We start from the raw sequence: 23,972 nt of genomic DNA on the forward strand, positions 1-23,972 counted from the left end.
ACGGTGGGCCGATGACCGCGATCCGACTGCTCCTCGTCGACGACGACCCTCTCGTGCGCGCCGGCCTCTCCTTCATGCTGGGCGGCGCCGACGACATCGAGATCGTGGGCGAGGGCGCCGACGGCGACGAGGTGGACGCCCTCGTCGACCGTACGCACCCCGATGTCGTCCTCATGGACATCCGGATGCCGACCGTCGACGGCCTCTCCGCCACCGAGCGGCTCCGCACCCGCGCGGACGCGCCCCAGGTCGTCGTCCTCACCACCTTCCACGCCGACGACCAGGTCCTGCGCGCCCTGCGCGCGGGCGCCGCCGGTTTCGTCCTCAAGGACACCCCGCCCGCCGACATCGTCGAGGCGGTGCGGCGGGTCGCGGCCGGTGACCCCGTGCTCTCACCCGCGGTCACCCGCCGGCTCATGGCACACGCCGCCGGCAGCGCCCCCGACACCCGCGGCGCCACCGCGCGCTCCCGCGTCGCCACCCTCAACGACCGCGAACGCGAGGTCGCCGTCGCCGTCGGACGCGGCTTCTCCAACGCCGAGATCGCCGCCGAACTCTTCATGAGCGTCGCCACCGTCAAGACGCACGTCTCCCGCATCCTCGCCAAACTCGACCTCAACAACCGGGTGCAGATCGCCCTGTTGACCTACGACGCGGGGCTGTTGGAGGACGGCGGGCGCTAGGACGGCGGGGCGCCAGGACGACGGGGCGCCAGGGGGACACGTACCGCCGGGGGCGGGAGGCCGGGGTGCGGGAGCGGGCACTCCTGGGTGGACCCGGGCGTTGTACGGGCGAGGGGGAGACTCATGGGACACACACAGGTGATCGATCTGGGGGAGTACGGGCCGGGGTTCACCGAGAACCCGCATCCCGTCTACGCCGAGCTGCGAGAGCGCGGCCCCGTGCACCGGGTCCGGCTGCCGAAGCACGACGCACACCACGAGGTCTGGCTCGTCGTCGGGTACGAGGAGGCACGGGCGGCGCTCGCCGACCCCCGGCTGTCGAAGGACGGCTCGAAGGTCGGGGTGACGTTCCTCGACGAGGAGCTGATCGGCAAGTACCTGCTGGTCGCCGACCCGCCCCAGCACACCCGGCTGCGCGGGCTGATCGCCCGGGAGTTCACCGGACGCCGGGTCGAGCGGCTGCGGCCGAGGGTCCAGGAGATCACCGACTCGCTGCTGGAAGCGATGGTGCCGCAGGGCCGCGCCGATCTGGTGGAGTCGTTCGCCCACCCGCTGCCGCTCACCGTCATCTGCGAGCTGCTCGGTGTGCCCGAGTTCGACCGGGTGGCCTTCCGCAAGCTGTCCACTGAGGCGGTGGCGCCGACCAGCGGCGAGAGCGAGTACGAGGCCTTCGTCCAGCTCGCCGCCTATCTGCGCGAGTTGATCGAGGACAAGCGGTGCTCCCCGCCCGCCGACGACCTCCTGAGCGCCCTGATCCGGACGACGGACGAGGGCGGCGACCGCCTGTCGCCCGAGGAACTGCGCGGCATGGCGTTCATCCTCCTCATCGCCGGCCACGAGACCACGGTCAACCTCATCACCGGCGCCGTCCACGCGCTCCTCACCCATCCGGGGCAACTCGCCGAGGTGCGGGCCGACATGAGCCTCGTCGACGCGGTCGTGGAGGAGACCCTGCGTCACGAGGGCCCGGTGGAGAACGCGACGTTCCGCTTTGCCGCCGAGCCGCTCGACATAGGCGGCACGGCCATCGCGGCGGGCGACTCGGTGATGATCGGCCTGGCCGCCGCCGACCGCGACGGCACCCGCTATCCCGCCCCCGACCGCTTCGACCTCCACCGGGACACCCGCGGTCACCTCGCCTTCGGCCACGGCATCCACTACTGCCTCGGCGCGCCCCTCGCCCGCCTGGAGGCCCGCGTGGCCCTCCGTGCCCTCCTGGAGCGCTGCCCCGACCTGACCCTCGACGGCCCACCGGGTGACTGGCTGCCGGGAATGCTGATACGGGGAGTACGGAGCCTGCCTCTGCGCTGGTGAGAGTGTCCTCTCGCCCCCGCCGCCCCTACCCGTTCCATCCCCGGAGGGCACCCCCGGACCCCCGAAGAAGCGTGTGTGCGCCCTCTACGGTCGAGTGGGCGGCGATTCGCCCCCCGGGCTGGTCCTCGAACGCCGGAGAGGCCGAGTTCTGCCCGGCCGGGGCGAGACACCTGATCGGCCTGAAGCTCCTTCGACGGTACTGGGGGCGCTGTGCCGGGGTCGAATGAAGCCGCCCCCGCAGGGGCTGGCGGTGCCCGAGGACGCCCCGGTGCGGTGCGGTGCTCGGACACCTCGGCCTGGGGCCGGGGGCGCGCCCCCGGTCTTCAGGGGCGCGGGGAACTGCGCGACAGGCCGCGACGCATCCGCATCCGCATCCGCATCCGCGGCACCACGCAAACCATCCGGACCGGGGCGGACGAGCCTGCGGACGGGGGCGGGCGAGCCTACGGACCGGGGCCGGGGCTACTCCCGGCCGCCCGGAATCTCGCCCAGGAGCACCGGCCGGTGCTCCAGCCGGGACAGCTCGCACGCCTCGGCGACCCGAAGGGCCTGAAGCGCCTCACGGCCGTCGCACGGGTTCGCCCGCTCTCCGCGCACCACCTCGACGAACGCGGCGATCTCGGCCTCGTAGGCGGCGGCGAAGCGCTCCAGGAAGCCGGTCCACGGCCTGTCCGCGGGCGGTGGCCCCTTCGGCTCCGTGGACGCGACCGGCGTACGGTCGTCCAGCCCGACCACCACCGTGTCCAGCTCCCCGGCCAGCTCCAGCCGCACGTCGTACCCGGCCCCGTTCACCCGCGCCGCCGTCGCCGTGACGAGCGTGCCGTCCTCCAGCGTGAGCACGGCGGCCGCCGTGTCGAGGTCGTGCGCCTCCCGGAACATCGGGTGCCCGGCGTCCGACCCGGTGGCGTACACCGTGGCGACCTCGCGCCCCGTCACCCACCGCACGATGTCGAAGTCGTGGATCAGACAGTCCCGGTAGATCCCGCCGGACACCGGCAGGTACTCCGCGGGCGGCGGCGTCTGATCGGCCGTGAGCGCCCGTACGGTGTGCAGGCGGCCGAGCCGGCCCGCGCGTACGGCCTCCCGCGCGGTGACATAGCCGGAGTCGAAGCGCCGCTGGAAGCCCATCTGCAGCACTGTCCCGGCCGCGTCGACCTCGGTCAGCGCGCTTAACGTGTTCGGCAGGTCCACGGCGATGGGTTTCTCGCAGAACACGGGGAGACCCGAGCGTGCTGCCCGACCGATCAGTTCGCCGTGGGCCGAGGTCGCGGCCGTTATGACCACGGCGTCCACACCCCAGGTGAAGATCTCGTCCACGCCCGGCGCCACCGTCTCGCCGAGGCGATCCGCGAGGTCATGGGCCCGAGCAGGATCGACGTCCGTGATGATCAGAGAGCCGACATCACGGTGGCGGCTGAGCGTGGTCGCGTGAAACGTCCCGATGCGACCCGCCCCGATGAGTCCGATGCGCATGAGAAACAAAGTGGGGTCGCACCTGCCGCTGTGTCAATGCTTTGTCCGGACAACCGAACTACGCAACTTCCCGTCAACAGGCACCGGGGCTACGCTCGGCCCGTGGTGAAACCAGAAGTGGCTCCGACCGTGTCGCTCCAGCTCAGCGTCGACCGCAGCAGCCCGGTCCCGCTCTACTTCCAGCTGTCCCAGCAGCTGGAGGCCGCGATCGAGCACGGCGAGCTGACCCCGGGCAGCCTGCTGGGCAACGAGATCGAGCTGGCCGCACGCCTCGGCCTGTCCCGCCCGACCGTCCGCCAGGCCATCCAGTCCCTGGTCGACAAGGGCCTGCTCGTACGCCGCCGCGGCGTGGGCACCCAGGTCGTCCACAGCCAGGTCAAACGCCCCCTGGAACTCAGCAGTCTCTACGACGACCTGGAGGCCGCCGGCCAGCGCCCGGCCACCCGGGTCCTGCTGAACACCACCGTCACCGCCTCCGCCGAGGTCGCCGCCGCCCTGGCCGTCGCGGAGGGCGGCGAAGTCCACCGTATCGAGCGACTCCGTCTGGCCCACGGCGAACCCATGGCCTACCTCTGCAACTACCTCCCCACCGACCTCCTCGACCTCGACTCACCCCAACTCGAAGCCACCGGCCTCTACCGCCTCATGCGCGCCGCGGGCATCACCCTCCACAGCGCCCGCCAGACCATCGGCGCGAAGGCGGCCACCCCGGACGAGGCCGACCGCCTGACCGAGCCCGAGGGCGCCCCCCTCCTGACCATGCAGCGCACGACCTTCGACGACACGGGCCGAGCGGTGGAATACGGCACCCACATCTACCGGGCATCCCGCTATTCGTTCGACTTCCAATTGTTGGTGAGGGCGTAAGGAATGCCTTTCCGGCCCGCAGGGCCCCTGGGAAGGCGGCGCAGCCGCCGCAAAGGGGCGCGGGGAACTGCGCGACCAGCCCCCACTCACCCGCACTCGAAAAACAACCCATGGCACCCCCTGCCCCCACGCCGCACCCAGCGGAGCGTTAAGGCAGAATCGGCTCGATGAGCACTTACCGCGACTTCACCCACCGCGGCTCCGCGCGGGCCACCGTCCTGCGGACCGTGGGAACGCGCGAGCGCCGCTCCCATCTGACGGCCCCCCGCGTCCCCACCGTCGGCATCGACATCGGCGGCACGAAGGTGATGGCGGGTGTCGTGGACGCCGACGGCAACATCCTGGAGAAGCTCCGCACGGAGACCCCGGACAAGTCGAAGAGCCCCCAGGTCGTCGAGGACACCATCACGGAACTGGTCCTGGACCTCTCCGACCGGCACGACGTGCACGCCGTCGGCATCGGCGCCGCCGGCTGGGTGGACGCGGAGCGCAACCGCGTCCTGTTCGCCCCCCACCTGTCCTGGCGCAACGAGCCGCTGCGCGACCGCCTCGCCGGCCGGCTCGCCGTGCCGGTCCTGGTCGACAACGACGCCAACGCCGCCGCCTGGGCCGAGTGGCGCTTCGGCGCCGGCCGCGACGAGGACCACCTGGTCATGATCACGCTGGGCACCGGCATCGGCGGCGCGATCCTGGAGGACGGCCAGGTCAAGCGCGGAAAGTTCGGCGTCGCGGGCGAGTTCGGCCATATGCAGGTCGTACCCGGCGGCCACCGCTGCCCGTGCGGCAACCGCGGCTGCTGGGAGCAGTACAGCTCAGGGAACGCCCTGGTCAGGGAGGCCCGCGAACTCGCGGCGGCCGACTCCCCGGTGGCGTACGGGATCATCGAGCACGTCAAGGGCAACATCGCCGACATCACCGGACCGATGATCACCGAGCTGGCCCGTGAGGGCGACGCCATGTGCATCGAGCTGCTCCAGGACATCGGCCAGTGGCTCGGCGTCGGCATCGCCAACCTGGCCGCCGCCCTCGACCCGTCCTGCTTCGTCATCGGCGGCGGTGTCTCGGCCGCCGACGACCTGCTGATCGGTCCCGCCCGGGACGCCTTCCGCCGCCACCTCACCGGCCGCGGCTACCGCCCGGAGGCCCGGATCGCGCGCGCCCAGCTCGGACCCGAGGCCGGCATGGTGGGCGCCGCCGACCTCGCCAGACTCGTCGCTCGCCGCTTCCGCCGCGCCAACCGGCGCCGGGTGGAGCGGTACGAGCGTTACGCGCGGTACGTGGAGGCCCGCCGCACCACCCAGGACTCCGCGTGACCGCCTCGGTGCCGCGCCAGGGATCCTCCCCGGAGGAGCCGGAGCGGCCCGCCGAGAACCGCCGCCACAGGAACCGCCGCCGGGCGATCACCCTGTCGATCATCGTGCTGCTCATCGGCGTACCCGCCGGCTACCTGGTGATCTCCGCCAACCAGAGCCGCGACAGCGGCAAGGACAAGGAGGAGAAGTACTCGGCGACCGGCCTCACCGCCCACTGGCCCTCCCGGGTCCAGCAGCGCCTCTACCAGGTGCCGATCCCGCCGTACTCCAAGCACGTCGCGTACTACGAGACGAACAACTGGAAGACCAGCCGCCTCTACGTGCAGTTCTATACGAGCAACGAGGGCCTGGAGAGCTTCCTCAACCAGATCGGCGTCAGCACCGGCGACCTGGACGAGGGCGAGATCGCCATCGGCACCCGAGACCGGCGGATCGTCGGCTGGAACTTCACCGGCACCGGCCCGTGGTACGGGCTCGTCAAGGACCGGAAGAACCCCCAGCCCACCCACGACATCGTCGTGAACCGGTCCAACCCGGACCATCCGATGGTGTACGTGGTGTCACGAACCGTGCCTTGACCAGGAAGAATCCCGGTCCGCGCGGGCTCGCGCGCGGTCGCCGGGGCCGATTGTCAGACCCCGCCCGTAGAGTCGGAGACAGCTGATCGGAGCCGCACAGGAAACGGCTCATCCGACCGAAGAGCGGGAGGTGACCGGACGTATGCGGGACATGGCTGTACCCGAGGCCGCCCCGGCCCTCCCCGCACGGACGGCCGTCCCCGTCCGGCTCGCCGCCGTCTTCCTCCCGGCTCCGCTGCCCCGCCACAGCCGGTTCGCGTTCTGGGACCCGGCGGGCGGCGAGCCGCCGCCGGGAGACACCGAGGACCTCACGGTCGTACGGCAGCACGGCTCCGGAGCCCGCAGAGGCACCGTCCCCGCCCTGTGCCTGCCGGTCGGCGAAGCCCTCCCCCTGCTCACCCGCGCAGGGCGCGACCCCGCCGCCCACCCCGCCACGGCCTGCTGGGGCGCGGCCGCACTGCACGCGCTGCGACTGATCGCCCGGGGGCGGCTGCTGCCGGGACTGACCGCCGAGGGGTACGACGCGTGGCGGGCGGGACCGCTCGACCCGGACGACATCGCGCACCTCAGGGCCGTCGCCGCGGCACTGCCGTACGAAGGCCACGCGGTCCCGCTGCCCGGCGGGGGACCGCTGCGGCTGCCCGAGCCGGAGCCGCTGATGCGGTCCTTCCTGGACGCGGTCGCCGACACGCTGCCACGCGGCCCGGCGGCGCCGTACGTCTCCGGGAAACCGTTCGCCGCGCACACCGGCCAGCGACTGCCGCACGCCCGCGACTGGGCCGCCGAGGTCGCCGCCGGCATGGACGCGGGCGTCCGTATCTCCCTGCGCCTCGACCTGGCGGCGCACAACCTCTTCGACGACAGCGAAGGGGCCTCGCGGGCGGGCGCGGCCGTCGTCCAGGTGCACAGCCTCGCCGACCCCACCCTCGTCGTCGACGCCGCCGCGCTGTGGGCGGGTGACGCGGACGCGGCGTTCGGGCCCCGCGCGCGGGTGGACGCCGCCCTCGCCGTACGGCGTGCGGCCCGCGTCTGGCCGCCCCTGGACCGGCTCTCCGAGCAGGACGTCCCCGACGTCCTCGCCCTCTCCGAGGACGAGCTGTCCGACCTGCTCGGCGTCGCCGCGACCCGGCTGGGCGCGGCAGGCGTCGCCGTGCACTGGCCCCGGGACCTGGCCCACGATCTGAGCGCCCGCGCCGAGGTGAGCACCGCGCCCGGCTCCGCCACGGACGGCACCGGCTTCTTCGAGAGCGAGGAACTGCTGCGGTTCCGCTGGCAGTTGGCCCTCGGCGGCGACCCGCTCACCGAGGCCGAGATGGACACCCTCGCCGAGGCCCACCGCCCGATCGTGCGCCTGCGCGACCAGTGGGTCCTCGTCGACCCTGCCCTCGTCCGCAAGGCCCGCAAACGCGAACTGGGCCTGCTCGACCCGGTGGACGCCCTGTCCGCGGCCCTCTCCGGCACCGCCGAGATCGACGGCGAGACGGTGGAGGCGGTGCCGGTGGGCGCGCTCGCGGCCCTCCGGGACCGTCTGACAGCGGGGATCGGCACGGCGGAACCGCCAGACGGCCTCGCGGCCACCCTCCGCGACTACCAACTCCGGGGCCTGGCCTGGCTGGACCTCATGACCTCCCTAGGTCTCGGCGGTTGCCTCGCCGACGACATGGGCCTCGGCAAGACGATCACGGTCATCGCCCTCCACCTGCGCCGGGCCCGCCCCGAACCCACGCTGGTCGTCTGCCCCGCCTCCCTGCTGGGCAACTGGCAGCGCGAGATCACCCGCTTCGCCCCCGGCGTGCCCGTCCGCCGCTTCCACGGCCCCGACCGCACCCTGGACGACCTCGCCGACGGCTTCGTCCTCACCACCTACGGCACCATGCGCTCGACGGCCCCACACCTGGCCCAGCAGGAGTGGGGCATGGTCGTCGCCGACGAGGCCCAGCACGTCAAGAACCCCTACTCGGCGACGGCGAAGGCCCTGCGCACGATCCCGACGCCCGCGCGCGTGGCCCTCACCGGCACCCCGGTCGAGAACAACCTCTCCGAGCTCTGGGCCCTCCTCGACTGGACGACCCCAGGGCTCCTGGGCCCGCTGAAGTCCTTCCGCGCCCGCCACGCCCGCGCCGTGGAGAACGGCGAGGACGGCGAGGCCGTGACCCGCCTCGCCCGCCTGGTCCGCCCCTTCCTCCTCCGCCGCAAGAAGTCCGACCCGGGCATCGTCCCCGAACTCCCGCCCAAGACCGAGACCGACCACCCCGTCCCCCTCACCCGCGAACAGGCCGCCCTGTACGAGGCGGTGGTCCGCGAGTCGCTGCTCGCCATCGAGACGGCGGAGGGCATCGCCCGGCGGGGCCTGGTCCTGAAACTCCTCGGTGCCCTCAAGCAGATCTGCGACCACCCGGCGCTGTATCTGAAGGAGGAGGCGGGCGTTGCCACCGGAGACCGTTTCGCCGCCCGCTCCGGCAAACTGGCCCTGCTGGACGAGCTGTTGGACACGCTTCTCTCCGAGGACGGCTCCGCGCTGGTCTTCACCCAGTACGTCGGCATGGCCCGCCTGATCACCGCGCACCTCGCCGCCCGCGCCGTCCCGGTCGAGCTGCTGCACGGCGGCACACCGGTCAAGGAGCGCGAGCACATGGTGGACCGGTTCCAGAGCGGGGCGACGCCGGTCCTGGTCCTGTCCCTCAAGGCGGCCGGAACCGGCCTGAACCTCACCCGCGCGGGCCACGTCGTCCACTTCGACCGCTGGTGGAACCCGGCCGTCGAGGAGCAGGCCACCGACCGCGCCTACCGCATCGGCCAGACCCAGCCCGTCCAAGTGCACCGCCTCATCACCGAGGGCACCGTCGAGGATCGCATCGCCGAGATGCTGGAATCCAAGCGGGCCCTCTCCGACGCCGTCCTCGGCTCGGGCGAGGCGGCTCTCACGGAGCTGGGTGACCGGGAGCTGACCGACCTGGTGTCGTTGCGGAGGCCTGCGTGAGCGGGGGAGCAGGGACGCCGGAGGGTGCGCAGAGGCGTGCCTGGGAGGACGTGCGGGCAGAGGACGGGGCCGTCGGTTCCGCGCCCGGCGTGCCTCCTTCGGCGGGGGACGCGGAGGAGCCGGGGAGCCTTCGGACGGAGAGCGAAGGGGTATCGCCGTCCGACGGGGCGGATACCGCCGCGGCCGAGGTCGCGGCAGGTCCCGAGGGAGCGGACGGGCCGGATCACGGCACCGGGCCCCGTCCCGCCGACGCGGCCCGCCGGGCGTTGCGGGCGGCGCGGGAACGTGACAGGTACGGGGCCGAGGCCGGGGATCAGCGGGGCTCGGGCTCTTCGCCGGGTGCGGGAACGACAAGGCCCGGGGAGGCGTCCGGGACTCGGACGGCCCCCCAGACCGCCGCTCGGCCGGGTGACGTGGCCCGGGAGGCGTTGCGGAGGGCTGCGCAGTCCAGGGCGGCCGGCCTTGAGGAGCCGAGGGGGGAGCGTGGCGCGGCTGAGTCGGTCGGAGGCCAGAGCGCGGTCGAGTCGGTGGTGGAGCCGGGTGTGCCCGGGTCGGTGACGCGAAGCGCACCTGACAGTCGGGCGGGGGAGCGTGCTTCTGCCGAGGCCGGGGACTCCCGGTCCGGTGAGGGGCCTGGTACCGCTGCTCGGACCCACGAGACGACCAGGCACGGTGACCGACCCGGCGAGGAGCCGCAGCCCGGTTCCCGGGCCGATGACGGAACCATGCCCGACGGAACCATGCCCGACGGACCCATGCCCGGTGGGCGGCCCGGTGAGACGACCCCGCCCACTGCTCGCCCCGGTGAGGGAGGCATGTCCGGCGCTCGCCCCCGTGCGGCCGCGAAGCCCGGCGCTCGCCCCGGCGACATCGCCCGGGAAGCCTTGCGGGCCGCACGCGATGCCGCCGAGCGGGCCCGGGAAGAGGCGGAGGGCGCTCGTGCCGGGGCTGTGGGCACGGGGGGCAGGACTTCGGGAGGGACCGCGGGCCCATCACCGACCCGGTTGCGGGAGCAGCGGGGCCAGGGAGGCGATGCCGGAGCAGGCCGGGCACCTGGAGTTCAGGGCCCGGGAGATCCGGCCTCAGGTGAAGATCGGGCTCCAGGTGGGGCGTCCGGAGACCGGGCTACGGGAAGCCAGGTTCGGGACGTACGCGAACTGCTCGCCGATGCCTTCAAATTGCCCTCCGATGAACCGGAACCCGGGCCGGAACCCCGGCCGGAACCCGGGCCGGAACTCGACGAGATCTCCATCGTGGGCACCAACAGCGAGTGGGACGGTGGTGGTTCGGCGGAGGGTGAGTTCCGTGAGCCACCGCCACCGCCACCTCGCGAGGGCGTGACGCGGGACCGTGTGTCCCATGGCCCCACCGTTCCGGGCCCCACCACGCACGACCCGTCCCCGGCGTCCCCAGCCACAGGCGGCTCCTCCACGCGGCGGGAGCACTCCTCAGCCGTACCCGACCCGCAGTCGGCCCCCGACCGGCCCGCCACCCCCCAGCCGGACACCGACCTCCCCGCGGCTCCCCGCGTCCCCCGCACCATGGCCGCCCCCTCCCGGGACGGCGAACTGCGGCGTACCTTCCGCCCGTTCCCGCCGCGCCCCTCGGTCGGGGAGACGTTCGCGGAAAGTTGGTGGGGCAACGCGTGGGTGACGGCTCTGGAAGAGGGCGCGTTGGACTCGGCCCGGTTGGCGCGGGGGCGGGCCTACGCCGACAAGGGGCAGGTGGACGCGATCACCGTCACCCCGGGGCTGGTGCTGGCGTATGTGCACGGGAGCAGGGCTCGGCCGTACCGGGTGCAACTCCGCCTGCGGACGCTGGACGACGAGGAATGGGATCGCTTCCTGGACGCGGCGGCGGAGCGACCGGGCCACATCGCCGCGCTGTTGGACAAGGAACTGCCGCAGACTCTCGCCGGACCCGAGGCCGGCTCCGAAGCCGGACCGGGACCTGAAGTCGGCTCCGAAGCCGGAGTCGAGGTAGGTGGCGAACCCGGACGCCGAGCAGCCCGTGGCACCGGAGCCGGAGCCGGAGCCGGAGCCGGAGCCGGAGCCGGAGCCGGAGCCGGAGCCGGGCGTGGCGTGCGTCTGTTGCCCGGCGCGGGGGAGCTCGAACCCCGCTGCAGCTGCCCCGACTTCGGGCACCCCTGCAAGCACGCGGCCGCGCTCTGCTATCAGACGGCGCGGTTGCTGGACGAGGACCCGTTCGTGCTGTTGTTGCTGCGGGGCCGGGGCGAGCGGGAGTTGCTCGACGCGTTGTCGCGGCGGAACGCGGCCCGTGCGGCGCGTGCAGCGCAGGAGCAGGAGCCCGCACCGCTTGCGGGGGTACGTGCCCGCGACGCCCTCGCCCCGCGCACGCTCCCGCCGCTGCCCGCCCCGTCGCCCCCGCCACCGCACCCGGAACAGCCGCCGGTGTACCCGGGTGTGCCCGGCGGCCCGGACGCGTTCGCGCTGGACCAGCTGGCCACCGACGCGGCCGCCCGCGCGCACGCGCTGCTCACCACGGGACGCGACCCGGTGGCCGAACTGACGTTGTGGCAGGACGCGGTACGACTTGCCGCCGCCCGCCCCGGCTCCGGCCTCACGGCCACCACCCGCGCCCTCTACTCCTCCCTGGCCGCGGCCACCGGGCGCAGCCCGGCCGAGCTGGCCCGCGCGGTCGCCGCCTGGCGCCAGGGCGGCCTCGAAGGGCTGGCCGTCCTGGAGGAGCCCTGGGACCCGCCGGCCGGCCGCTTCGACCGCGCCCGCCCCCTTCTCCTCGCCGCCGACCTCCCGGCCTTCCGCCCCCGGCGCAACCACCTCACCCACCCCCGCGGCCACGTCCAACTCCGCCTCGGCCGCGACGGCCTCTGGTACGCGTACGAGTCCGAACCGGGCCACGACGACTGGTGGCCGAGAGGCATACCGGACCTCGACCCGGTGGGCGCGCTCACGGGTCTGGGATCCGCCGACGACTGACGGACGCCCGATGCCACAGGCCGCACCCGGCCGGCAAAGGGCCGCTGTCCTGGCGGTGAGGGGTGTGCGTGCGGACGGTACCAAGGAGCGGACCGCCATCCGACGGCGACAGGAAATCCGTAGAGTCCGGGGCGAGCCGGCAGCGGTATGCCGCCCGGCGGGGCATACGTGTTCCGGTGAGCGAGCCTGTGGACGGCGGTGCGCAGGCCCACCCGGCGAACGAGGCCTGTTGCGGTACTGAGCGACCCGCACGCGACAGTAGGGGCACCCGGTGTCGGGTGCCCCTACCTGCGGGGTCGGGAAGGCGTCCATCCTCAAGGGGGAGTGGAGGTTTCGGCCTTCCCGGGGAGGAGGACGAGGCGGTCTCCCTGTGTGGGGGAGGGAGACGTGGTCCTCCGGGGGAGTGACTTGGCCGACGGCGGCGGGAGTCACACCTCCGGTGGTTCGTGTGCCTTGATCAGTCGTTGGAGCGGTCGGCGGTGAGCTTGCCGGAGTCGAGGGCGACCCTCCAGTCGCTGCCGGTGCCGTCGGCGGCGGTGGTGTCGACCTCCCAGGCCTGGTCGGTGCTCTCCTCGTCGATGTCGACGGAGGTCACCGTGCCCTTGGCGGCGGCGGCCTGGGCGGCCTCGGCGGCGGTCACGGAGCTGCCCTTCAGGGCGGTCCGGATCTGCTCGGTCTCGGCGGCGTCGTCACCGTCGTCGTCCCGGTCGGCGTGCGAGCCGAGGACCTTGCCGGTGCCGGGGTCGACCTGGACGCTGAACCACTTGCCGCCGCCCGTCAGCACGTCGACGTCCCACACCAGGTTCGTGCCCTCGTCGTCGAGGTCGGCGGAGACCGCCGTACCGGCCTTGTGCTTCAGTGCCGTCCTGATCGCGTCGTCGGCCGTGACCTGGCCGGCCTTCGCCTCGGCGGCGTTCTCGGCCTTGTCCTCGGCGTCCTGGTCCGTGTCGCGGGCGGCCTGGTCCTCGGCCTGGTCCTCGGCCTGGTCCTGGGCCGTGTCGTCGCTGTCGGCGGTGTCGTCGACGTCGTCGCGGTCGTTGTCGTCGTTGGCCACCGACACGGTCTTCCTCGTCGGCGCCTCGTCGTCACCCGCTACCGCGATGGCGGTCGCGGTGCCGCCGCCGATCAGGGCGACGGCCGTGATGGTGGCGATGACGATGTTGCGCTTCATGGGGTTCCTCCGGAATGCGACTGGCTGCAACCAGTAACGGATGGTGTCGCCGGTTGCAGGCGGCTTGTCGGCCTCGTCTGCTTTCGACGAGGACCAATCTGGCCGACCGACGCTGAAGCGGACCTGAAGCCCCCTGAAGACCGCTTCAGGTTCGGTTTGCCAAGCTGAACGCATGCGCCTGTTGATCGTGGAAGATGAGAAGCGGCTCGCGGTGTCGCTGGCCAAGGGACTGACGGCCGAGGGCTACGCCGTGGACGTCGTCCACGACGGCGTCGAGGGCCTGCACCGGGCGAGCGAGGGGTCGTACGACCTCGTGATCCTCGACATCATGCTGCCCGGCATGAACGGCTACCGCGTGTGCGCCGCCCTGCGCGCCGCCGGCCACGACGTACCGATCTTCGCAAGATCAGTGAGGGGAAGACGCCGTCTGCGGCCCGCAGGGCCCGCAAACGACTCCTGCCGAACGTGGTCTGCCGGATCATGCAACGCGACCAGCGGAACCACCTCGCTCCAGCCGCCTGACAAACAGAGGCGCTGTCAGGTCAGGTTCCGCCCGGCCGAAGCCATGCGAACATGCCCCGGCGGCCGGACAGAACAACGGGAGGACAACCCAGCAGGGCGTCAGTCAGTGCCCGAGCCACGACCACCGGAACCTGCACACCACGATCAAGGTCAGTGCTTTGTGTTGTGCCACTTGGCCACGGCCAGCACGGCGTCGATGGCCGCCAGCGTGAAGAAGGCGCCGCCTGCGATGGCATAGTTCACGGCCCTGTGGTTGTCCGTTGCTTCCTGGGCCTCTCTGGAGAGCCCGTCCCAGTTGTTCTCAAGGTCCAAGCCCGTCACCGACATCGCATGGTTGCTGTTCCCGTCGGTGCTGACCCGTGACGACGTTCCCGTGTGGTAACTGGTGCCGTGGGTGATCGCGTCATGGATGTGGGAGGAGATCAAGTCGAAGCGGGCACCCTCGGAGAAGGCCTGGACGAGGATCAGCAGGGCTCGCGCCTGGTCCCGACCGGCTGACGTGACGTTCAGGTTGCCGAGGTCGTTGATCGATCCCTGGATGGCGCTCATGGAGATGCCGAGATCTCCCCGACCGATGCCGGCAGCCGACTCTATGCCGTTGTAGTTGAGCCAGCGCGGCAACTGTGTCGTGTGGGCGATGCCGTAGGTCGCGGGCCCTTCGCCCAGCCGGTAGTACTCGTTCGTGCCGTCGTTCCGCCAGCCGACGACGTAGAGGTCCCTCGTGTTGAACACGAGAGTGATCGAGTTGCGGCCGAAGGCCAGAGTGACGGGGAAGTAGTCGGTCGCGTCACGAGTGAGGGTCATGCTGCCATAGAGGTGGCTGGCCCTGAGCCGTCCCCGGATGTCCGCGAGGATGGCCGAGTAGCGCTTGGCGAAGTCACTGTGGACGCCGGTCGTCAGGTCGTAGCTGAAGCCGTCGGTCGCCTTGTCCTTGGCGACCGTCTCGATCTTGTGATCGAGCGAGGTGTGCTGTGTCGTGGCGAGCCCGTTCACGCTGGTGACAGCGAGTGCGCCAACGAGTACGGCCGGAATGACGGTGGAGGGGCGGAACCTGGAGAGCATCTGAGATCGAGGCATGTCTTTCCTCCGTGCTAGGTGTTGGAGACATGCGCCAGCTTGGCTCGGGGGCGAGTCCGCGTCTTGGGTGGTTCTACGGAACGGCTACCTAGTCGCCTACCTAATGCGCCGCCCACCACGCGGCGACCTGGGCCCGGGAGGAGAAGCCGAGCTTGGTCAGGATGCGGTCGACGTGGCTGTCGATGGTGCGTGGTGAGAGCACGAGCTCGGCGGCGATCCGCCGGTTGGTCATGCCCTGGGCGACCAGCGCGGCGACCTGCTCCTCCCTGCGGGTCAGCGGGCTCACGGGCGGCGCGGCCCCGGCCGGGCCGGTAACGGTTCTGGTCTCTCCCTCGGGTTCCAGGGCGTAGTCGATGGCTGCGGCGGGGTCGTCGAGCGCGGCGCCGTCCCGCAGCGCCTGCTCGTAGCCGGCGCGGCCCAGAGCCTGGCGCACCTCGGCCGAGCAGCGGTCGTGGTACTCCATGTCCCGCGGCTCGCCCGCGGCGATGGTGACGCCGGTGGCGTGCCGCAGCGATCGCGCCACGCCCAGTAAACGGCCGGCCCGGCCATGGTCACCCACCGACGCAGTGATCCAGGCCAGCTGCTCGACCATCTTGGCGACGCCGGTGGTGTCACCAAAGCCCCGCAGCGTCTTCAGCGCAGACCGCACCAAGCCCTCGGCCTCCGGCAGTTCACCCAGCGTCCAGGCACGACGGCCCATCGTCATGAGCAGATGAGCACGGGCCCATCGCTCGCCGTGTACCGCCCCGGCCGCGAGCGCCTTCAGACCGGTCTCCGGCGCGCGCGGGTCCGCGGCCACATAGCGGAAGATGGCCAGCGTGTTCAGCCAGCTCACCTTGCCGAACGGGTCGCCGAGTGCGGTGTGTTCGGCCACTGCCCGTTCCACGTGGGAGAGCGCTTCCTCCATCCGGCCCTGGAACAGTGCCGACACACCTCGGTGGCCGCGTACATGGGCGAGCAGGACTGGTTCGCCCAGCTGCTCGGCCAGTGCACCAGCCTCCGCCAGCCACCCGTCCGCTGCCGTCAAGTCGTACTGGTTCTGCGCCACGAACGCGGCCGCCATCAACGCGTGAGCCCGCACCGGGGTGGGGCCGGGAGCCTCCGCGAGGGCACGCTCCAGTTGTCGGCGCCCCTCGGTGAGGAATCCGCCCGCGACCCAGTGGTGGATGAGGGCGCCGGCCAGCGCCAGGGTGGCCTGCGGGTCATTGCAGGCGGAAGCATCATGCGGCGCCGGTCTCGCACTCCGGTACTCCAGGGCCGTCAGCAGATTGCTGTGCTCGTCCCGCAGCCGCGCAAGGATCTCCGCCTGCCGCGGACCGAGCCAGTCCTCCTGGAGGCGCGTCACCAGGGCGAGATAGAAGTCACGGTGCCGTCGCCGCAGCCGCTGGTCCTCGCGGGCGTCGGCCAAGTGCTCGCACCCGTACTGACGAATGGTCTCCAGCAGCCGGTAACGTGGCACTGCGCCGCGATGGGCGCACTCCACCAACGACTGGCTGGCCAGCCTGTCCAACAGGTCCACTACGTCACCTGCCTCGACGGCCCCGCCCGTGCAGACGTCCTCGACGGCGTCCAGCGTGAAACTCCCGGCGAACACCGACAACCGGGCCCACAGCACCTGCTCCGCGGGGGTGCACAGATCCCAGCTCCAGTCGATGGCCGCGCGCAGCGTTCGCTGATGCGGTCGTGCCGTGCGGCTGCCGGCCGTGAGCAGTGTGAACCGGTCCTCCAAGCGCTCCACCACCTGTTCCACCGACAGGATGCGCAGCCGGGAGGCGGCCAGCTCGATCGCCAGTGGCAGCCCGTCCAGATCAGCGCACAACCGACTGACCGTTTCCCTGTTCTCGTCGGTGACCTGGAAGTCGGGGCGCACCGCCGCGGTCCGGTCCCGCAACAGCTCCGCCGCCTCCGTCCCGTCCAGCGCCGGAACCGGAAAGACGTGTTCACCCGTCAGTGCCAAGGGCTCCCGGCTGGTGGCCAGGATCCGCAACCCGGGCGCGGTCTCCAGCAGCTCCTGTGCCAGTTCAGCGCACGCGTCGAGCAGGTGCTCGCAGTTGTCCAGTACCAGCAGCACCCGACGCCCGGACAGATGGGCGGCGAGCTGCTCACGGACCGGCCGGCCACCTTGGTCGGACAGCCCCAGCGCGGCCCAGGCCACGCCCGGCACGGCTGCCGGGTCGTGCACCGAGGCCAGGCCGATCAGCCACACCCCGCCCGGGAACGCCTTCACCGACGCGGCGGCCGTCTCCCGGGCCAGTCGGGTCTTGCCCACCCCGCCCGTCCCGGTCAGCGTCACCAGCCGCGCCGTCCCCAGAAGACGCCGCACCTCAGCGGTCTCCCGCCCCCGTCCCACGAAGCTCGTGAGCGGAGCAGGCAGGCCGCTCTCCCTTCCCCTCGTGACCGTCATGTCCCGGTTGTCTCCTTCGAGCATCGACCGCCGGGAACCGGCGCCGGCCGAGCGGTTTCGCGAAACACCGGCTCGACTCGTACTCCCGGCGGTAGCGGAACCTGAGGCACGACTCGTTTCCGCCGGAGGTGTGGCCGGCGACGACCTCCGGTCATTCGGTGCCTGCCTCCGAGGTCAGGCGGATCTTCCCGGCCGCCCGTGCGTTCGCCTCCAGCTCGGCGGGCATCCCCCCGCCGGCCCCCGGCCGGGCCTCTCCTCGATCGTGCCCTCGGCATCGTCCTGCTCGCCCCGGCCGTTCCCGTCCCGGTTGCGTCAGTCGCTGATGGCCAGTGCCCACGGAGCGGTCGTCCGCGTCATCATCGGCAGTCGGGTACACGCCACGCGGTGCGTCGGCGTCGGACGAGTCCAAGAGCGTGACGTCGTCATCGTCACGGGAACACTCGTGGTCCGTCCGGGCCTCGTCGTTGCACTTGACAGCGTCGAGGTAGGAGAAACGGATAGTGTGCATGTTAAGTCTAGATATAACACGGGTAGATCCGATATTGGGGACTGGGTCAGTGGGCAGGAGCTGCACCGGACCGGCCGTGGCGTCGGTCGGCGTGGACGGGCTTCTTCGACGCGGGCAGCAGAGCTTCGACCTGCTGACCGCGGACACTTCCGCCGTTGTGCTGTGCCCCGAGGTGCGCGGCGCCAAGCCGCACGCCCCGAGGGGCGCGCCAAGCCGCAGTGACTGTTCGAGGGGGCTCGTGCGTCAAGGGTCTGCAGGTGGCGCACATGCCTGCCCTTCCGAGGGGTGCTCCGGCGCCTTCCCCGGCACCCGCTGTGGGCCGGACGCGGTTCTGCGTCCGAAGGAGGCCGTGGCGCTGTCGGACTGTCACCCGTCCCGAACCGGTTGGGGCGGTTGGATCCCGCACCGCACTCTGCCGCAGGCTGGCAAACGTGGACCGACGCCGGCCGGTCTCACGACGCTGTTCTCTGCCCCCAGGAACTCCGCCAACGGCCGGAGTCCCGGCGGGTGGTCGGGAGCGCCCACAAGCCGCGCACGATGGCCACGGCCAACCAGGAACTCACCCGAAGGCCACATGGATGAGTGGATGCGGTGGGCACTCCAGGGAGGTAGTGCGCGCGGCGGGAAAGCCGGTACAAGCCTCGGGGTAACGTTCGTGGACATGAGTCTGGCCAGGCTGAAGGACGCCCTGAACCGGGCCGCGACGCGCCGCCTCGTGACCGTGAACGTGGCGAGCGACATGCACATACCCCTCGAGGCCCGGAAGTCGGAGCGGAAGACGAAGGCGGTCGTCCAACCGTGGAACGCCACGGAGACGGGCGCCTTCATCACGGCGACGGAGGGGGACCGCCTGCACCCGCCGCTGCGCTCGCTGATGGGTCTGCGCCCGGCGGAGGTCTGCGGCCTGCGCCGGTCGTACATCGACCTGCACGCGGCCACTCTGAGCATCACACCGACACGCGGACCCTGATGGGGAACCGCACCGTGGTGGATGGTGAAGAAGGACACCAAGGGCATGCCCGGCGAAAGCGTGCTGCCGCTCCCGAGCCTCGTACGCGAGGCGCTGACGGCGTTCCGCACCAGGCAGGCGAAGGAGCGCCTGGCGGCGGGCGAAGGGTACAAGAACAGCGGGTATGTGGTCGTGGGTGAACTCGGTGTGGTGCTGAACGGGCGGCAGTTGCGCGTCCGTGCGTACAAGGGCATGAACGCAAAGAGCCTCCGCAGGTTCCGTCGGTACGATGCCAGAGCGTCTCGCTTGACGTACCTCGCTGACAGCGGTGTGCCCGATCACCTGCTGCCATGTGGGCGGGGCACACCCACGCGAAGACGACGAAGAAGTGGTACGTGAAGCCGGACGTGGCCGACCTGCTTCCAGCAGCGGAGGCATGGGGGAGGTCTCGCGGGGAGTGTGTGACAGATCGTGACAGATGAAGGTGTGATCTCGTGAGTGAGGCCCAGACCTCAACGCTGCAATACCGCTTTGACGGGCCGGAAGACGCTCCAGTCCTGATCTTGGGCCCGTCCCTCGGTACCACATGGCACATGTGGGACCGTCAGGTCCCCGAACTGACCAAACAATGGCGGATCTTCCGCTTCGACCTACCGGGCCACGGCGGCGCGCCCGCCTACCCCGGCGGCTCGGTCACCGAGTTGGCTGCCCGGCTGCTGGCCACGCTCGACGCCGTCGGGGTGCAGCGGTTCGGCTATGCGGGCTGCGCGCTCGGCGGTGCCATCGGTGTCGAGCTCGCGCTGCGCCACCCCGAACGCATCGCCTCGCTCGCGCTGATCGCCGCCTCGCCCCGCTTCGGTACGGCCGACGAGTTCCGTCAGCGCGGGGTGATCGTCCGGACCAACGGCCTCGACCCGATCGCCCGTACGTCCCCGGACCGCTGGTTCACCGGCGGGTTCGCGGCGGCGCAGCCCGCGATCACCGAGTGGGCCGTGCAGATGGTCCGCACCACCGACCCCGGCTGCTACATCGCCGCCTGCGAGGCGCTCGCCTCGTTCGACGTGCGCGCCGAGCTCGGCCGCGTCGGCGTTCCCACTCTCGTGCTCGTCGGCTCCGACGACCAGGTCACGGGCCCCGCCGAGGCGCGTACGCTCGTCGCGGGCATCCCGGACGCCCGGCTCGCCGTCGTCCCCGGCGCCTCGCACCTCGTGCCGGTCGAGCAGCCCGCCGCCGTCACCGACCTTCTCGTACGCCACTTCTCCACGGCGTGGCAGCCCGCCTACGACTCCACCACCGGCCAGGTCGCCATCCCGGCGGCCCCGGTCAAGCCGGCCCTGGCCGCCGTCCCGCCGCAGACCGGACCGGTCGCCGAGATCGCCCCGGCCGCCGCCCAGCCCGAGGCACAGGGGAGACCGGACCCCTACGACGCGGGGCTCAAGGTCCGCCGCGAGGTGCTCGGCGACGCGCATGTCGACCGGGCGCTGACCACGGCGGACGAGTTCTCCGGCGACTTCCAGGAGTTCATCACCCGCTACGCCTGGGGCGAGATCTGGGACCGGCCCGGCCTCGACCGCCGCTCCCGCAGCTGTGTCACGCTGACCGCCCTCGTCGCCGGCGGACACCTGGACGAACTCGCCTTCCACACCCGCGCCGCGCTCCGTAACGGACTCACCCCGAACGAGATCAAGGAAGTCCTCCTCCAGGCCGCCGTCTACTGCGGGGTGCCGGCCGCGAACGGCGCGTTCCGCGTGGCCCAGCAGGTCATCCGCGAGGAGACCACCCCCGCGGAGTGATCCCCGGTCGGGAGCGACGGCCTCCGGTGGGCCCGGCACCGGTGGCCGGAGGCAGGATGGACCCATGAAGCTCACGAAGAAGTCGCACGCCTGTGTCCGTCTGGAGAAGGACGGACGCACGCTCGTCATCGACCCGGGCGGGTTCAGCGAGGAGGACGCCGCGATCGGCGCGGACGCCGTCCTGGTCACCCACGAGCACCCCGACCACTTCGACGAGGGACGGCTGCGGACGGCCCTGGAGGGCAATCCGGCCGCCGAGATCTGGACGCTGCGGTCCGTCGCCGAGAAGATCTCCGCCGCCTTCCCGGGCCGGGTGCACACGGTCGGCCACGGCGACACGTTCACCGCCGCGGGCTTCGACGTCCAGGTCCACGGCGAACTCCACGCCGTCATCCACCCGGACATCCCGCGCATCACCAACGTCGGCTACCTCGTCGACGGCGGCCGCGTCTTCCACCCCGGCGACGCCCTCACCGTCCCCGACCACGCCGTCGAGACGCTGATGCTCCCCGTCATGGCCCCCTGGAACAAGATCTCCGAGGTCATCGACTACGTCCGCGAGGTCAAGCCCCAGCGCGCGTACGACATCCACGACGCTCTCCTCACCGACCTCGCCCGCCCCATCTACGACCGCCAGATCGGCGCTCTGGGCGGCGCGGAGCACCTGCGCCTGGCTCCCGGTACCTCGGCGGACGTCTGAGCGACGGGCACGTCGTCGCCCACGACCAGGCGGAACCGGCGTTGTCAGACCCGCCCGGTAGGTTGTGAGGCATGCGCATCGCGACCTGGAACGTGAACTCGATCACCGCCCGCCTCCCGAGGCTCCTGGCCTGGCTGGAGAGCAGCGGCACGGACGTGCTCTGCCTCCAGGAGGCCAAGATCGCCGAGGACGGCTTCCCGTTCGACGCGCTGCGCGAGGCGGGCTACGAGGTGGCGGTGCACGCGACGGGCCGGTGGAACGGCGTGGCGGTGATCTCCCGGGTGGGCCTGGAGGACGTGGTCAAGGGCCTTCCCGGAGACCCCGGCTACGACGGCGTCGAGGAGCCCCGCGCCCTCTCCGCGACCTGCGGCCCGGTCCGCGTCTGGTCGGTGTACGTGCCGAACGGCCGCGAGGTCGACCACCCGCACTACGCGTACAAGCTCCAGTGGTTCGAGGCGCTCAAGGCCGCCGTCGCCGGTGACGCGGCAGGCAGCCGCCCCTTCGCCGTCCTGGGCGACTACAACGTGGCGCCGACGGACGACGACGTGTACGACGTCGCCGCCTTCGAGGGCCTCACCCACGTCACCCCCGCAGAGCGCGCCGCCCTCGCCTCCCTCCGTGAAGCCGGCCTCTCCGACGTCGTCCCGCGCCCCCTCAAGTACGAGCACCCCTTCACGTACTGGGACTACCGCCAGCTCTGCTTCCCCAAGAACCGAGGCATGCGCATCGACCTGGTCTACGGCAACGAGGCGTTCGCGAAGGCCGTGACCGACTCGTACGTGGACCGCGAGGAGCGCAAGGGCAAGGGGGCGTCGGACCACGCGCCGGTCGTGGTGGACCTGGAGGTGTAGTTCCCGGGGAGTTCCCCGTCGGCCTCAGAGGAGCTTCAGGTCCACCGACTCGGCCAGCGCGGCCAGCCCGGCCTCGTTCGGATGCAGATGGTCCCCGCTGTCGTACACGGGAAGCAGCCGGGCCGGGCGGTCGGGGTCGCGCAGTACCACGTCGAAGTCGAGGACCCCGTCGAAGTCCTCGTCGCCCCGGATCCACTCGTTCACCGCGACCCGCTGGGCGTCGGCGGCGGGTGTGCACCGGGCCTCGCCCTCGCACGGCACGATCGTCGCCACGAGCACGCGCAGGCCCCGCTCGTGACCCCGGGCCGCGATCTCCCGCAGCCCGGCGACGACCTCGTCCGCCGTCGCGCCCCAGCGGACGTCGTTGACGCCCTGGAAGACGACGACGGTACGGGCGGAGGTCTGTGCGAGGACGTCACGGTCGAGGCGGTGCAGGGCGCTCACACCGCCCGTGTCGGTGGAGACACCGTCGCCGGGGTAGCGGTCGGTGACCACACGGTTCGCCGAGATCCCCTGGTTGAGGACCCCGTAGCGGGGGACCTCGTCCTGGCTCAGCAGCCGCCCGGCCAGCACGTCCGGCCACCGCCGGTTCCCGTCGACCGTCGACTTCTCGCCATCGGTGATCGAGTCCCCGAGGAGCACGACGGAGCCCGGCCCGCCGCCCACGTCCACACCGGTCAGCAGCGGCCAGGTCGTGAGCGTCGAGGTGTACGCGGACGCCGAGGCGTCGCCCGCGTGGTCGCCCGGTCCGCTCAGGTACGACGTCTGCTGGGCGAGCCGGTGCACGGGTGCGGCCGTCACCGTGCCCGGCAGGTGGAAGCTCACCAGCAGGTTGCTGTCCGGCGGCACCTCGAAGCCCAGCGGGTCGCTGAACGCCTGCGCGCCCGCCGGGATCTCGGTGCCCGCCGCGCCCCCGAACGTCAGCGCCACAGGCGTGCGCCGGGCGGTCGCTCCCGCCGCCTGCGACGCCACCGTCGCGCTTCCCATTCGTACCGGTGCCGACGCGAAGGTGTTGTCGAGCCGGATCCGCACCCGGGGCCCGCCCGCCGAGGTGTGGACGACGAGCCGCAGCGTCCGGTCGGTCCAGGGGCCGACGGCCGTGTAGCCGGAGGGGGACGCGGCCCAACCGCCGGTCCAGCCGAGTGACTCGGGGCGCACCGACACATCGAACACATGCAGGTCCCGGTGGCGCGGCAGGGTCACGGAGGCGACCTCGCGGCCCCGCGTGACCGGCACGGTGACGACGTACAGCCGTGCCTTCTCGACGAGTTGACCGCCGGGCGTGTTGATGTGGGGGAGCGCCACGGCCTTGGTGGCGAGCGGGCCGGTGCGCCAGTCCGGGGCGGTGAGACGGTACGCGGAGCGGGCGCCGTTCGTGTAGCGGACCGTCCCGGTGCCGGTGGCTTCGGTGCCGCCCGTGGAGGCGACGAGGAAGGCGAGGGCGTCGCCACGGCCCCGTACCCGGACGGACTGGCCGGCGGCGCGTACGTTGTCGGGCTCGCCCGCCGTGCGGCGCGGCCAGGTCAGACGCGCGCCCTGAACGGTCAGCGCGCGCCCGGGTGTCCACCCGGCGGCCGTCAGGTCGGCGGCGGAGAGGGAACCGCCGGAGCCGTCGAAGTCGGCCTCGGCGGGCTGCGCGTCGTCGCTGACCGCACGGTTGTCGAAGAGGCGCTCCAGCGTCGCCGGTTCGGGCACCCCGTCGCCGGCGGCTCGGGCGGTGGCGACGGGTGCGACCGTCGCCAGGAGCGCAAGTACGACGGCCGTTCCCCAGACGCGTCGGCGCACGCGCGACCCCTCCCACTCGCTGATGACCACGATGGCGACGATGACCA

Annotated in this window: 18 protein-coding genes; 13 read left to right on the forward strand and 5 right to left on the reverse strand. The window is 72.1% G+C overall.

Annotation, left to right across the window (positions count from 1 at the left end; translation table 11 throughout):
* Positions 1–11: 11 nt before the first annotated feature.
* Together OG858_RS36720 and OG858_RS36725 are read left to right on the forward strand one after the other, a co-directional pair.
* On the forward strand, positions 12–683 hold the full coding sequence (locus tag OG858_RS36720; RefSeq protein WP_319064201.1) for a response regulator transcription factor: 672 nt from the start codon (positions 12–14) through the stop codon (positions 681–683).
* 123 nt (positions 684–806) lie between these two features.
* A complete protein-coding gene (locus tag OG858_RS36725) occupies positions 807–1,997 on the forward strand; it encodes a cytochrome P450 family protein (RefSeq protein ID WP_319064200.1) in 1,191 nt (396 codons plus the stop codon).
* Between the two features lie 462 nt (positions 1,998–2,459).
* Here OG858_RS36725 and OG858_RS36730 read toward each other — a convergent pair whose 3' ends face one another.
* Positions 2,460–3,470 (reverse strand): Gfo/Idh/MocA family oxidoreductase, encoded by a 1,011-nt coding sequence (locus tag OG858_RS36730; RefSeq protein ID WP_086751664.1) that lies wholly within the window; start codon positions 3,468–3,470, stop codon positions 2,460–2,462.
* A gap of 129 nt (positions 3,471–3,599) precedes the next feature.
* Here OG858_RS36730 and OG858_RS36735 point away from each other — a divergent pair, with 129 nt between their 5' ends.
* The 5 genes from OG858_RS36735 (at position 3,600) to OG858_RS36755 (ending at position 12,165) form a co-directional block, all read left to right on the forward strand.
* Positions 3,600–4,337, forward strand: a complete 738-nt coding sequence (locus OG858_RS36735; RefSeq protein ID WP_319064297.1) for a GntR family transcriptional regulator — start codon at positions 3,600–3,602, stop codon at positions 4,335–4,337.
* 167 nt (positions 4,338–4,504) lie between these two features.
* Positions 4,505–5,650, forward strand: coding sequence for an ROK family glucokinase (locus OG858_RS36740; protein WP_037703911.1), 1,146 nt, complete (start codon positions 4,505–4,507; stop codon positions 5,648–5,650).
* Complete coding sequence (locus OG858_RS36745) at positions 5,647–6,228, forward strand: hypothetical protein (protein WP_037703912.1); 582 nt, start codon at positions 5,647–5,649, stop codon at positions 6,226–6,228. The genes OG858_RS36740 and OG858_RS36745 overlap by 4 nt, the downstream gene beginning before the upstream one ends.
* A gap of 142 nt (positions 6,229–6,370) precedes the next feature.
* Entirely contained in the window at positions 6,371–9,208 is a 2,838-nt protein-coding gene (locus OG858_RS36750; RefSeq protein ID WP_319064199.1) for a DEAD/DEAH box helicase, read from the forward strand.
* 1,178 nt (positions 9,209–10,386) lie between these two features.
* On the forward strand, positions 10,387–12,165 hold the full coding sequence (locus OG858_RS36755) for an SWIM zinc finger family protein (protein ID WP_408059450.1): 1,779 nt from the start codon (positions 10,387–10,389) through the stop codon (positions 12,163–12,165).
* Between the two features lie 457 nt (positions 12,166–12,622).
* Here OG858_RS36755 and OG858_RS36760 read toward each other — a convergent pair whose 3' ends face one another.
* Complete coding sequence (locus OG858_RS36760) at positions 12,623–13,336, reverse strand: PepSY domain-containing protein (RefSeq protein WP_328544033.1); 714 nt, start codon at positions 13,334–13,336, stop codon at positions 12,623–12,625.
* A 172-nt stretch (positions 13,337–13,508) separates the two neighbouring features.
* Between OG858_RS36760 and OG858_RS48310 the strand changes: the two genes are divergently transcribed.
* Positions 13,509–14,096 carry a response regulator gene (locus OG858_RS48310; protein ID WP_408059451.1) on the forward strand — a complete coding sequence of 196 codons (588 nt, stop codon included), beginning with the start codon at positions 13,509–13,511 and terminating at the stop codon, positions 14,094–14,096.
* Here the strand turns inward: OG858_RS48310 and OG858_RS36770 are convergent.
* Together OG858_RS36770 and OG858_RS36775 are read right to left on the reverse strand one after the other, a co-directional pair.
* Entirely contained in the window at positions 14,009–14,935 is a 927-nt protein-coding gene (locus tag OG858_RS36770) for a ribosome-inactivating family protein (protein WP_319064196.1), read from the reverse strand. The two genes, OG858_RS48310 and OG858_RS36770, sit on opposite strands and share 88 nt — an antisense overlap.
* 100 nt (positions 14,936–15,035) lie before the next feature.
* Entirely contained in the window at positions 15,036–17,339 is a 2,304-nt protein-coding gene (locus tag OG858_RS36775; protein WP_319064195.1) for an ATP-binding protein, read from the reverse strand.
* A 1,169-nt stretch (positions 17,340–18,508) separates the two neighbouring features.
* Between OG858_RS36775 and OG858_RS36780 the strand changes: the two genes are divergently transcribed.
* From OG858_RS36780 to OG858_RS36800, 5 genes are all read left to right on the forward strand, one after another.
* Complete coding sequence (locus OG858_RS36780; RefSeq protein ID WP_086747505.1) at positions 18,509–18,817, forward strand: site-specific integrase; 309 nt, start codon at positions 18,509–18,511, stop codon at positions 18,815–18,817.
* Positions 18,818–18,838: 21 nt separating this feature from the next.
* Positions 18,839–19,195, forward strand: coding sequence for a hypothetical protein (locus tag OG858_RS36785; RefSeq protein WP_179200890.1), 357 nt, complete (start codon positions 18,839–18,841; stop codon positions 19,193–19,195).
* Between the two features lie 95 nt (positions 19,196–19,290).
* Positions 19,291–20,589 (forward strand): bifunctional 3-oxoadipate enol-lactonase/4-carboxymuconolactone decarboxylase PcaDC, encoded by a 1,299-nt coding sequence (gene pcaDC, locus OG858_RS36790; RefSeq protein ID WP_319261440.1) that lies wholly within the window; start codon positions 19,291–19,293, stop codon positions 20,587–20,589.
* A 64-nt stretch (positions 20,590–20,653) separates the two neighbouring features.
* Entirely contained in the window at positions 20,654–21,289 is a 636-nt protein-coding gene (locus tag OG858_RS36795) for an MBL fold metallo-hydrolase (RefSeq protein ID WP_086746788.1), read from the forward strand.
* A 71-nt stretch (positions 21,290–21,360) separates the two neighbouring features.
* A complete protein-coding gene (locus OG858_RS36800) occupies positions 21,361–22,140 on the forward strand; it encodes an exodeoxyribonuclease III (RefSeq protein ID WP_086746789.1) in 780 nt (259 codons plus the stop codon).
* A 24-nt stretch (positions 22,141–22,164) separates the two neighbouring features.
* Here the strand turns inward: OG858_RS36800 and OG858_RS36805 are convergent, their stop codons facing one another.
* Entirely contained in the window at positions 22,165–23,955 is a 1,791-nt protein-coding gene (locus OG858_RS36805) for an SGNH/GDSL hydrolase family protein (protein WP_319319068.1), read from the reverse strand.
* Positions 23,956–23,972: the final 17 nt, after the last annotated feature.

The organism is Streptomyces europaeiscabiei (assembly GCF_036346855.1).
GTDB lineage: Bacteria > Actinomycetota > Actinomycetes > Streptomycetales > Streptomycetaceae > Streptomyces > Streptomyces europaeiscabiei.